Source organism: Bifidobacterium gallicum DSM 20093 = LMG 11596 (assembly GCF_000741205.1).
GTDB classification, from domain to species: domain Bacteria; phylum Actinomycetota; class Actinomycetes; order Actinomycetales; family Bifidobacteriaceae; genus Bifidobacterium; species Bifidobacterium gallicum.
Genome location: NZ_JGYW01000002.1, coordinates 297,385 through 309,586 on the forward strand (window position 1 = coordinate 297,385; position 12,202 = coordinate 309,586).

The 12,202-nt window shown below is 59.3% G+C and carries 9 protein-coding genes and 4 tRNA genes; 2 read left to right on the top strand and 11 right to left on the bottom strand.

The annotated features are described in order from the left end of the window. Positions 1-112: 112 nt before the first annotated feature. Positions 113-1,054, bottom strand: a complete 942-nt coding sequence (locus BGLCM_RS02085) for a D-2-hydroxyacid dehydrogenase family protein (RefSeq protein ID WP_006295292.1) — start codon at positions 1,052-1,054, stop codon at positions 113-115. A gap of 927 nt (positions 1,055-1,981) precedes the next feature. Beyond that, a tRNA-Ser gene (locus BGLCM_RS02095) sits at positions 1,982-2,068 on the bottom strand. Between the two features lie 211 nt (positions 2,069-2,279). Here BGLCM_RS02095 and BGLCM_RS02100 point away from each other — a divergent pair. Both BGLCM_RS02100 and dinB read left to right on the top strand, forming a co-directional pair. Beyond that, a complete protein-coding gene (locus BGLCM_RS02100) occupies positions 2,280-3,725 on the top strand; it encodes an RNA-guided endonuclease InsQ/TnpB family protein (protein WP_044084509.1) in 1,446 nt (481 codons plus the stop codon). A 352-nt stretch (positions 3,726-4,077) separates the two neighbouring features. Continuing rightward, positions 4,078-5,586, top strand: a complete 1,509-nt coding sequence (gene dinB, locus BGLCM_RS02105) for a DNA polymerase IV (protein ID WP_006295297.1) — start codon at positions 4,078-4,080, stop codon at positions 5,584-5,586. 102 nt (positions 5,587-5,688) lie between these two features. Here dinB and dapC read toward each other — a convergent pair whose 3' ends face one another. The 9 genes from dapC to groES form a co-directional block, all read right to left on the bottom strand. Next, the gene (gene dapC, locus BGLCM_RS02110) at positions 5,689-6,846 is read right to left on the bottom strand and encodes a succinyldiaminopimelate transaminase (RefSeq protein WP_006295298.1); all 1,158 of its coding nucleotides are present in this window, start codon (positions 6,844-6,846) and stop codon (positions 5,689-5,691) included. A gap of 99 nt (positions 6,847-6,945) precedes the next feature. After that, positions 6,946-7,269 (bottom strand): ferredoxin, encoded by a 324-nt coding sequence (fdxA, locus tag BGLCM_RS02115; RefSeq protein WP_006295300.1) that lies wholly within the window; start codon positions 7,267-7,269, stop codon positions 6,946-6,948. 215 nt (positions 7,270-7,484) lie between these two features. Then, a complete protein-coding gene (locus BGLCM_RS02120; protein WP_006295301.1) occupies positions 7,485-9,182 on the bottom strand; it encodes an APC family permease in 1,698 nt (565 codons plus the stop codon). A gap of 266 nt (positions 9,183-9,448) precedes the next feature. Further along, positions 9,449-10,711, bottom strand: a complete 1,263-nt coding sequence (locus BGLCM_RS02125) for an FAD-binding protein (protein WP_006295303.1) — start codon at positions 10,709-10,711, stop codon at positions 9,449-9,451. Between the two features lie 95 nt (positions 10,712-10,806). Further along, positions 10,807-10,977: a 50S ribosomal protein L33 gene (rpmG, locus tag BGLCM_RS02130; RefSeq protein ID WP_006295304.1), complete on the bottom strand. Its 171-nt coding sequence runs from the start codon at positions 10,975-10,977 to the stop codon at positions 10,807-10,809. A gap of 50 nt (positions 10,978-11,027) precedes the next feature. Next, a tRNA-Met gene (locus BGLCM_RS02135) sits at positions 11,028-11,101 on the bottom strand. Positions 11,102-11,105: 4 nt separating this feature from the next. Then, positions 11,106-11,177: transfer RNA gene (locus BGLCM_RS02140), tRNA-Thr, on the bottom strand. A gap of 1 nt (position 11,178) precedes the next feature. Continuing rightward, positions 11,179-11,260, bottom strand: a tRNA-Tyr gene (locus BGLCM_RS02145). 486 nt (positions 11,261-11,746) lie between these two features. After that, on the bottom strand, positions 11,747-12,040 hold the full coding sequence (groES, locus tag BGLCM_RS02150; RefSeq protein WP_044084510.1) for a co-chaperone GroES: 294 nt from the start codon (positions 12,038-12,040) through the stop codon (positions 11,747-11,749). Between the last annotated feature and the right edge of the window lie 162 nt (positions 12,041-12,202).

Consider the following 12,202-nt stretch of genomic DNA (forward strand, 5'->3'; position numbering starts at 1 on the left):
CGAACTTCTCCACTCTAGCGCGAACCCAAGCGTACGTGGCGCGGGCAGCGTGATGCGACACGCGCACCCGAGTCGTGCGAGCATTCGGCAACCGAGCGGATGAACGCGGCGGTCAGTCGACGACGTTGAAACGCTCGCCCTTGAAGAACGAGACGATGTCTTGCACGACTTGGCGAGTCAGCTCATGGTAAGCGCCGTCCGTACGCCAAGCCACATGCGGCGTGAGGATCAAACCCGGAATCGTGAGCAGCGGCGAGTCCTTGGGCAGCGGTTCCTGTTCGAACACATCGAGCGCAGCCGGCACGTCACCCTTGAGCAGGCGCGCTTCGAGAGCGCCGGGCTCGATGACTTCGGCACGGGCCGTATTGATGAACAGCGTGCCGGGGCGGATTGCGTCGATGACCTGCTTGGTGATGATGCCGCGCGTCGAATCGAACAGCGGCATGTGGATCGACACGACGTCGGCCTGAGCGACGAGCTCTTCCATGCTGTCGACGGGCGTGACGTTTTCCGCGGCGAAATCTTCAGGTGACGTGTGCGAGTTCCAAGCCAGCACCTGCATGCCCAGGCCGTTGGCGATGTGGGCGACGACCTTGCCGATGCCTCCCAAGCCAATGATCGCAAGCTTTTTGCCGTAGAGCTGCATGCCGTCCATGCCCGACCAGTTGCCCTCGCGCAGCTGCGTGTCGAGTTCGCCAACGTGACGCGCGAGTTCGAACATGAGCGCGATGGCGAACTCAGCCACAGCATGGTCGCCGTAATGCACGATGTTGCACACGCGCAAGCCCACCTGCTTGGCGCGGTCCAAATCAATATAACTGGCGACACCCGTGCCGCCGAACGCGATGCATTTGACGTGCGTGGCGAGTTGTTCGAGCATGTCGTCGCTGATATGCATGCCGATATCCATGAGCGCGTCGGCGTCGGCCGCGCGCGTAAGGAACTCGGCCGGGTCCAGCGTGTAGTCCTCGTACATGCGCAAGCGGGCCACGTCTTTGAGCATCGGGAACCACTGCTTGAACGGCTCGATCATGCCCTCCACAACGTAAGGCATGACGACGAGCGGCAAATCGGTGCGGTCCGGTTGCGTTTCAAAGATGACCGGCGATGTGGCCGTGGCGGGAATGGTGCGCGTCGGGAAATCGGGGGTCGATCGGGACGCGAGGGACGCGGGAGCTGGGGAAGTCGGGGCGGTCGCGGGAGCTGAGGCTGAGGCTGGGGCTGGGGCGGAAGCGTCTCCAGTTGAGGAAGTGGTTTCAGTTGGGGTAGTTTGCTGCATGCCTTCCACTGTAGCGAACAAAATGTGCGCTGGATTTCGCTCATGAAAACAAATGGCAACCACAGGGGAATCGGGGGGCGGTGGTGGCGGAGTTTGTGGGGGCGAGATGAGCGGGATGAGCCGGGTGATTGGGGTGGTCGGGGTGGTCGGGGCGGCTGGGGCGAGTTTGACGAGAGAGCTTGCGGGGAGAGACGAGCGGGGCCGAGTGAGGAGGGGCGGATTGGCGCCCTTGGGGCCGAATTGGTGAGGCTGGATTAGCGGCTCGGATTAGCGGGCCGGATTAGCGGAGAGAGGCGGCCACGCGGCTCGGCAAATGCCACAACTTGCCCCAATCCGTAGCGCGAATGTACCACCGTGGTACAGAAGCGGTACGAGTTACGCGAGCAAAGAGGGCAACGACGATCGACGATGCGTTGGGAAGAAAGAGAGGAAGAAAGAGAGGAAGAAAGAGAGGAAGAAAGAGAGGCTGCGGGATGGAGCGACGGAGTGGTGGGTAATGGGACGGTGACCTCTGTGGATCGTCAAGGAGTTACCGACCCATTAGACGACCCATTAGCAACGCAAAAATACCACTTCTTACGCTGCAATACGCATGGTGAGCGGTTTGCGGAACATTGCCATAGATAGTCCTAAAACCTAGTGCTTCCAACGGTTTTGATAAAGAAAAAAGGGTTTCTGCGCGATTGGCAGAAACCCTCACCGCGGAGTCAGAGGGATTCGAACCCTCGAGCCGCTTACACGACTAACACCTTAGCAGGGTGCCCCTATCGGCCACTCAGGCATGACTCCGGCGTTGCCAAGCGGCAACAGGTTGTAAGCATAGCACCTTTTGCCGACCATGCAAATTATGCGCGCTTCATCTGCACATTCCACACCACTTCACGAGCAACTTCACCTTGTTGTGGCGTGGAGGCCCCGCCCTTCAGGGCGGGGAGGAAACGCCACAAGAAAAACGGTGGTCATAATGTTTCATAACGCGCGTAGTGATATAATGAATCGTATGAGCCAGAAGGTCGTGATTGAACGTGTCGAACTGCGGGGCGCGGCCCCGTTCCTCGGCATGGGCACACTGCCTTCCGGCGAGCAGGCACCCACGTATTCCGCCAATCCAGACATTGTGATGGATTGGTTGTGCGATGCGTGGAGGTGCAGGTTCAATCAGTTGCGTTCCCGCCGTAAGAAATGGGACCGATACAAGGAACAGTTGGTGCCCATCGGCTACGCGGTGAACGAGTGGACCGACCGGCAGGCGCGTATGGAATGCTCATGGCTTGCTGCGGTACCCGCCATGGTGTTGCAATCCCCGAACCGTATCGAGAACACGGAATGGTGGGCTGCGAACAAGCGTCGAAAAACCCTGAAGAAGCAAGGCAAGAATCCCGGCAGCATGCCTCGGTTCAAGAAGAAGCACGAACGCAAGTATTTCGTATGCTGGCACAACAAGGGTGCGAACGCGAACTACCACCAATTCAACCGGCATCATGGGGAAGTCGTCATCGCCGGCCAGAATCCCAGCCAATACCGACTGGGCGGGCAGGGATGCCGGTGGAGCCTGCATATCCGTATCCGCGTCAGCCAACCCATCCGCGACTATACGAGTGTGGGCGTGGACTGGGAAGCCCGAACCCTCGTGTTCATCAACACGCCCCAACCCGTCGAGCGTGCCATGACCGGTGCGATGGTGGGCATCGACCGTGGCGTCAAGCATACTCTCGCCCTGTCCGACGGCGCGTTCCAAGACCTACCTAAAGGCAAACTGGAGAAAATCGACCGTGAGATACGCCGTCGTCAGAAAGCACAGGCGCGCCGTGTCAAACTGTCCGGCCAGACCGGCAAGGAGTATCGCAAGCACCCGTCGAACATGTACCGAAAAACCCGGCAGGAAATCAAGGACTTGCACGCCAAGGCGCATAACATCATCGCCGACTGGCAGCACAAGGCCACCACCCGTCTGGTGCGAGACTATGACATCATCGTGCTTGAAGACCTCAAGCTTGACAACATGAGCCGCAAGGCAAAAGCGAAACCAGACCCTGACAATCCCGGCAAATGGCTCCCCAACGGACAGGCCGCGAAACGAGGATTGAACCATGGGCTCCGCATCGCCGCGTTGGGCGGCATCACGCAAAAACTTGCCTACAAGACCTCCCTGACGGGAACCAACCGGCTGATTCTCGTCAACCCAGCGTACACGTCGCAAACATGCTCCCAGTGTGCACATTGCAGCACCGGAAACCGCAAAAGCCAAGCGGACTTCCAATGCCAGCAATGCCACATGCGCATGAACGCCGACCATAATGCGGCAATCAACATCCTCAAACGAGGATACGACCATTTGCTCGGCTTGGACGAAGCCGAACGCGCCAACACGGAACAAGACCCGCCGGAAGCAAATCGCAACCATCAGGCATCCGTACGAGCACGTAAAACCTCAGCAACTCAATGAGTGCTGGAATCCTCAGCCGTTCACGGCGAGGAGGACGTCAAGGAGCCATCGACGCTGAGGGCCAGCAAACCGACAAAGGCGTGCAAAGTACGTGCAGGACTTGCGCGCCGAAGCGCTTATGGAAGCTGCGCACTTGGTCGTTGTTGCTCTTCTACAATGGGGATGGTCAGCGCGTGCCAGCGTCGCTTCCCGCACTCGCAGCCCCGCGCCAACTACGCAACCGCCACGCAACCGCCACGCAACCACCCCACTGCCACTCGCCCTCCCAGCCATCCTAGCCACTCGCCTCACTCAAACAACCCCCCACCAAACCCACTTCATCTCACCCATCCCGCTTTTCAAGGAGGCCCGCATGAGCACTGCACCGCGCAACGCGGCCGCCAAACGCGACTGGGGCCATGACGAAACGGGCTGCACGATCTTGCATATCGACATGGATGCGTTTTTTGCAAGCGTGGAAATCGCGCGCCATCCTGAACTGCAAGGGCTGCCCGTAATTATTGGCACGGGGCATCGCGCCGTGGTCTCGGCCGCCAATTATGAAGCGCGCCGCTACGGCATCAATTCGGCCATGCCAGCCGCCACAGCTCACCGCCTGTGCCCGAACGGCGTCTTTCTACCCGTGGACGGCCGGTACTATCGCGAGATTTCGCGGCAGATTTTTCAGACGGTATTCCACCAAGTCACCGACCGCATTGAACCCGTCTCAGTTGACGAATGCTATATGGACGTGTCCGCCGCGCTACTGCAGTGGGGCAGTCCGTCCGCGATCGCCCGTTGGATCCGCGCGCAAGTGGCCGAACGTTTTCACATCACCTGTTCCGTCGGCATCGCATGCAACAAGCTTGTGGCCAAGATGGCGTCCACGAACGCCAAGCCCGACGGCATGCTGCTGATTCCCGCCAACCGTTCGGCTGATTTCGTGCAGCTCATGCCGCTGCGTGGCATCCCCGGCATCGGTCCCGCACTGGAACGTCGTCTCAACAGCTGGGGCATCACATCCGTCACCGAACTGGCCACGTACAGCGAGCAGGAACTGGCTCAAGCCACGGGTTCAGCTTCCGGAGCGCATCATCTGTGGCAAGCGGCACGCGGTATTGACTTGCGTGAAGTGGTCACGCAGCGTGAGGAGAAATCCATCGGATCCGAGCACACGTTCGCGCAAGACACGACCGACGCAGCCGTCGTGCGCTCACTGTTGCACCGCTGCTGCGAAGACGTGGCCTCCACGTTGCGCCGCAAAGAACTGTTGGCGCGCACCGTCACCGTCAAGTTGCGTTTGCCGGACTTGAGTTATATGACGCGCTCGTATACGATGGAGCGCCCGACTGACATGGGTGCCGACTTGTATGCGGCCACGCTCGACCAGTTATACACAATGCTCGGCATGCGGACCGATAGTCCACTTTCGCAGCCGTTGCCCCGGCCCATCCGTTTGGCCGGCATGTCGGTCAGTTCCTTAAGCGAGCGCTCGCAAACAGCCATTCAGCCCACGCTCGACGAGCTGTTGGAAGAGGCTACCGCGGATTCTGCCGCGTCGCGCAATTCCGCACTGCACGATTCCGCGTCGCGCAATTCCGCGTCGCACGGTTCCAAGCCGGTCGCATCCGCCCAGGCTTCAGGAACTTCACCAGCTCCCCAGACTGCCCAAACTGCCCAAACTGCCCAAACTGTCCAGTCTTCACAGTCTGCCCAGACTTCCCGATCTTCCGCACCTTCCGTATCTTCCGACCCTTCCGCGCATTCCCGCGCCACGGCTCACCGTCCACGGCCGCCTCGTGCACGGTTGCGTGACGTGGAGTCCACACTTGACGAAGTACGTCGCCGGTTCGGCAAAGACAGTGCGCAATGGGGGCTGTGAGCGGCTACGCCATCACGTGCGCATGACGCTTTTCTGCACCCTCCCACCGCTCCATCTCGGGCTGCCGTCCGCCACCCCCGGTCTCACATCTCGCTACAGCTTTCAGCGTGCGAGCCGCTGCGAGGCTTGTTCAATCTGTTCGTCGATCGCCGTCGCCGAGAATCGCAAGTATTCGGGTGCGCCGTAAAACTCGCCCGGGCTTGCAATAATCCCGATTTGCGCTAGCGCTGCCATGTCACTCCAGCAGTCTCCTGATTTGGCGCGCACCCACACGTACAGCGCGCCTTGTGGCATGTCGGCCGCGTATCCGTAGGCGCGCAGTCCCTGCACGAGCGTGCCGAGCCGCTGCCGGTAGCGTTCGTATTGCGTGCGCACAGCCGCCACGTCGCCCAGTCCCGCCGCCATCGCCGCCTGGACGGGCCCGGGTATGATCTGCCCGATTTGTTTGCGTAGCTGCGTCATGGTTTTTATGATTTCCGCATCACCCGCAATAGCCGCTGTACGGTAGCCGGCCATGTTCGATTGTTTACTGAGCGAATAGAGTACGAGCACATTGCGCGCACTGTCTGAGCACACATCATGCCGCAACGCGCATGGCGAGGAAACGAATGGCTGGTCGTGTGCCACCGCTTCGCGTGAGGCGCGGCTCCAATCCATCAGCGCATAGCATTCGTCAGACAACACCACGGCGTCAATCGAGCGTGCGGCGTCCACAATGCGAGCCAACGCCGCGGCATCAAGCACACGTCCTGTGGGGTTGTTGGGCGAGTTGACCCAAATGGCTTTGACATGGGGCTCATGCACCCAACTGTCCACATCGGCCACATCATCGACTTTGAGCACGGTGGCGCCTGCGATTTGCGTACCGATTTCATAGGTCGGGTAGGACACGCGCGGCTGGACCACCACGTCTCCGTGGCCCAATCCCAACAGCGAAGCCATCAACGCCACCGCTTCCTTGGAACCCACTGTGGGCACGACCGAGGCGCCAATGGCCTCGAGGTCGGGCACGTCACGGCAATCACGGAACCAGGTGTGCAGCGCTTCACGCAGTTGCGGTGTGCCAATCGTCAATGGATAACCATGGGCATTGGGATCGGCGGATGCGGCGGCCAACGCTTTGCGTACTGAATCGGGCACGGGGTCCACCGGGGAGCCGACCGACAGGTCGATCATACCGCCGGCGGCTGCTTGCGCCGTGCGACGGTATTGTGCGATGCGTGACCAATCGTAGGGTGACGAGAACTGCTCAAATCCCATGGCATATCCTTTGCTGGATCGTGTTTGTATCCCACAATAACAAACGTCCCGTCGCCGGCGCTTGGCCAGTCAACGGGACGTTGGTATTCAGGGATGCAGTCAGTCATTGTTTTGTGGAGGCAGCTGCGCGATGCGCGGCACATCATGGTCGAACGGTCCAGCCGCTGAAGCGCCACCTTTGTCTCCTACTTCGTCAAAGAACTGCACGGCCGCATCCTTGTACCATGCCCATTCCTCAGGAAGGTCGTCTTCATAGAAGATGGCTTCGGTGGGGCACACAGGTTCGCATGCGCCACAGTCCACACATTCATTCGGGTTGATATACAGTGTGCGCACACCTTCGTAGATGCAGTCCACGGGGCATTCATCCACACAAGCCTTGTCTTTGACATCCACGCAAGGCTGCGCGATCACATATGCCATGGGGTCCTCCTTACGTTCATGCCTTGATGGCAGTTACCGTTGCTCATCTTAACACCACATCCCAAGCGTCACCATTGCTTGCCATTACAATCCGACGCACTGAACGCCGGCAGTGATGCAGATACGGACGCAAGTGGCGGTGCAACGCGAAACAATGTTGCCTCGATCCGCTCCGTACCTGCGGATCGAGGCAACAAGCTTGAACTACGGCCCAATCAGTCGACTTCTGCGGCCTGCGCTATGACAGGCGACTGGTCTGGAGCCAGATGGGCCGCTTTGACAACGGCCGGTTCAGTACCATGCGCATGCTCACGCACAGGCGACACACCGGACGTTTCGCCACGTTTGGGACCGGACACATTGGCGCGCACGGATGCCACGAGCGCCACATCGCCAGATGATGATGCTTGCAATTGCGCATCTTTCTTGGCTTTGAGCTCACGCTCGAGTTCACCCGTGCCGAGGCGTGAATGGCTGTATCCGTACACTGCATAAATCGCCAAGCCGGCTGCAAGCCACACCACAAAGCGGATCCATGTGAGCACAGTCAGGTTGAACATGAGCCACAAGTTGGCCAACGCCACAAGAATCGGCACGACGGGATTGCCCGGAATCTTGAAGGCGCGCGGCAAATCGGGGCGCTTCTTGCGCATCACCGGGATGGCGATCGCAACGAGCGTGAATGCGGACAGCGTGCCGATGTTGACCATGTCAGACAGCACATCAATGTTGAAGCAGGCTGCCACAATCGCGACAATGACGCCCGCGAGGATCTGCAAGCGTGCAGGCGTGCCATGCTTGCCCGTTTTCGACAGGCCGCGTGGCAGCAGGTTGTCGCGGCTCATCGCGAACACCACACGCGCCAAGCCCAGCAGCAGCACCATGATGACCGTGGCCAAACCGAGCACAATGCCGAAGCTGATGATCTTGGCCGCCCAGTCGGCTCCCACAAGTTCGAACGCTGTGGCCAGCGACGGGCTTTCCACGGAGGCGAGTTGCTTGTATGACACCATGCCCGTGGTCACCACGGCGACGAGCACATAGAGCACAATCACGAGCGCGATGCCGACCATGATGCCAAGCGGCACATTGCGCTTCGGGTTCTTGGTTTCTTCCGACGTGGTGGCGACGACGTCAAATCCGATGAACGCGAAGAACACAAGGGCCGCGCCCGACAGAATGCCTGGAATGCCATACGACGAAGGCGTCATACCAGTGGCCCACTGCCACAGCGGTTCCATCATCGTGTTTGCTGTGGTGTCGGCTGCCGCTTGTGCCGGCGGAATGAACGGTACGAAGTTTTCGGCCTTCACGTAGAAGAAGCCGGCAACGACCACAAACAGCACGACGGCGATTTTCAGGATTGTCATGGCGCCGTCCACGCGAGCGCCAATCTGCGTGCCCAGCACGAGCAGCGTCGTGAAGAATGCGACGATCACGATTGGTGCGATATCGATATGGAATGAGCCGATGGTGACGTTTGAGTTGAAGTTCACGCCCATCAGATGCAGGAAGTCATTAAGGTAGACGCCCCAATACTTCGAGATGACTGATGCAGCCATCAGCATCTCCAAAATCAAATCCCATCCGATGATCCATGCGAGCACTTCGCCGAGCGTGGCATAGGTGAACGTGTAGGCCGATCCTGCCACAGGCAGCATCGATGCGAATTCGGCATAACACAAGACAGCGGCGCCACACACGATGCCTGCGATGATGAAGCTCAGGATCACCGAAGGACCTGCGTGGAATGCCGCGGCTTGGGCGCCGACGGAGAAAATGCCGGCGCCGACTGCGACGGCGACGCCCATCACGGCCAGATCCCACCAGCCTAAAGTACGTTTGAGGCTATGACCGCTTTCTTCGGTTTCAGCCAGAGTTTGTTCTACTGATTTGGTACGGAAAATCTGCATTTCGCTCTTCTTCCCTCAACATCGAGATTGAGGTGACTTACTCATGAATGGCGTCCATCATCCCTTGTGGGGCATCGGCCGCGAAGTGTTTTACGATTCTAGAAGAGCTATGTATTGCAGCTGTACCCTCGTTCGCCAATGGAAGAACACACCCCCGTCGGCGTTCACATCGTGAGCATGACGGGGGTTTGTGGGCGATTGTGGCATATGCGGAAATCAAGAAAAACCATTCAGTTGAGACCGCAGTGACGCATGAGAGCCAGCGGTCAGTCCAATGAACAGTTCACGAACACGGGTTCGGGAATCAGCGTGATGCCGTAGGTCGTGCGCACGCCGTCGCGGATGGCGCGGGCCAAAGCGAGCATGTCGTCGGACGTGGCGCCGCCGCGGTTCGTCAGCGCAAGCGTATGCAGTGACGAAAGCGCGGCCTGCGCGTCGTCGGACAGCGCAAACCCCTTGTGAAAGCCCGCGTGGTCAATGAGCCACGCGGCCGACAGTTTGACACCTGGCGTGCCATCGGCATCGTGCGCGGGAAAGCGCGGCGCGTCGGCAGGCAGCGTGGCCGCAACGTCTGCGCTGACCACAGGATTCATGAAGAAACTGCCGCAGCTGTGACGGTCGGACAGCCCTCCCCGGCCCACGACCGTATCCTCGGCCACAGCCTGCTGTTCATCATCCGAACCGAACGTGTCCACCTGACGATGCTGCAACTCGATGGCGGCCTCAACGTTGGCGGGTTTCTTCATCGCCTGCATAGCCGGCTCACGATACCGTGTGGCATCCTCAAGCATGCCCTTGGAGCCGCGCACGTTGAGCACGGCCAAACGGATGGCGTCCAGCGGCATGCGCGCACCCATCTCAACACCCAACGCTTTGGCCAGCTGCGAGAAGTTCACCGTGCCTTCCGCGCTGTGGCGTAACGCAAACGTGACGGACAGCACCACGTACCGCGGCGACGGATAGAACGTGCTCGCCGGCACGCCCGGAGCCTGGAACATTGAACGTTTGAGCAGCGAGTCGCGGTAGCCGAACTGCAGATCATCATGCCCCAACTCAACGCATTGCTTGGACTGACGATCCCACACCTCAACACTCTCAACGCTCGTGCCAACTTCCTGGCCATACGCGCCAATGTTTTGCACCACGCTGGCGCCCACGGTGCCTGGAATGCCGGACAGGCCTTCCAAACCTTCGAGCTTGAGTTCAACCGTGTGTTGCACAAGATCATCCCAGTTGCAGCCGGCCTCGGCCTGCACATGCACGGTGCGGTCAGCAGCATCGGCCACCGGCGTCGCTTCGTCGGGCACAGTGATCAGACGACGTGCGTCACGCACGACGATGCCGTTGAACATGTCACCCGAAGCGAGAATGTTGGAGCCGCCGCCAACGATGCACAGCGGCATCCCTTTCGAATCCGCCTCCTGCACGCATTCAATGACGTCCACACGCGTCATTGGTTCACGGAAATCGGCAATGAAACCGCCCACACCCATCGTGGTGATTTGAGCGAATGAAATATTTGCAGTCATGGCTCCCCAGACTAACAAAAAACCCGACCTTGTGGTCGGGTTTCGAAGTCAGTAAACATTACAGCGTGAAACTGTAACTGTGACGCTTGTGCGAATCAACGAGTCTCGCGGTGCAGCGTCTGCTTCTTGCAGCGGGAGCAGAACTTCTTCAGCTCAAGACGATCCGGCGTGTTACGACGGTTCTTCGTAGTGATGTAGTTACGTTCCTTGCACTCGGTGCATGCCAGCGTGATGCCTGGACGGATGTCGGCGCTCTTGCTTGCCATTGAATTCACCTCTTGTGTAATGTGTGTTTTCCGGATTGTTCCGGACCTTGTAGCGAGAAAGAGACTCGAACTCTTGACCTTACGATTATGAGTCGTACGCTCTAGCCAGCTGAGCTATCCCGCCAGAGAGCCTCGAGTGAGAATTGGACTCACGACCTCTTCCTTACCAAGGAAGTGCTCTACCACTGAGCTATCGAGGCGTGGCGGATAGTGGATTCGAACCACTGAAGCACGAAGCGACTGATTTACAGTCAGTTCCCTTTGACCGCTTGGGAAATCCGCCAGTGTCGTAGGCTGCGAGGTTTTCACCCCTCAACCGGCAACTTGGCTAGTATGCCACGCAACCCCCGACTCTGGCAAGTTTCGGCGTGTCGCAGTTACGAAAGCTTTACAAGTCAGGTGAAAACGCGTGAACTACAAGGCATGGCAGCATCGGATGCGCTGGCGAAGGGTGGATGCGTATGTGTGGGTTTGCAGAGAAATAACAATGCAATCCAGTAGCGCAACCACAGCGGAATGGCAGATGCAAGCGCAGCGGATTCCCGCAAACATGAGCGGTACGCAAGCGCTCTAGGAGTGCACCGGGAGCGAGGCAGAGCGCAGTGGAATCGATATAAGAGCGCAACGATGACGTTCCGGAAAGCCGCCTGGGAGCGGCAGGGTGGGGCCGCAAACGCAAGAAGCCGACCTTGCGGCCGGCTTCCTTACGCAAACAGTTGCGCGGAACGCTCGCGAGCAGCTCACAAGCAGCCCCGAGCGTCCTTCAAGCTCAGTGCAGGATGGCGAGCACGTCGCGGGCGGCGACGATCAGGTAATCCTCACCCTCGTAGTGCACTTCAGTGCCACCATACTTGGAGAAGAGAATGCGGTCGCCTTCCTTGACGTCGACGGGGATGCGCTCGCCCTTGTCGTCGCGACGGCCCGGGCCTACAGCCAGAACTTCACCCTGCTGCGGCTTCTCCTTGGCGTTGTCGGGGATGTACAGACCCGACGAAGTCTGCGTCTCGGCCTCAGCCTGCTTGACGATGATCTTGTCTTCCAACGGTGTAAGAGGAATCGACACCTTGAGCCTCCTAAGTTCTTCAGATGAACAATTGCCGCGCGAGGACACCGCCGACCAAGAGGCTGACGATCACTTCGCCCGCGTCGCCTGTGCGCTAGTCGTCTATCCTAGCGCGTCTTTTAGCACTCTGCCAATTCGAGTGCTAAAGCCGTCAGAGAACAC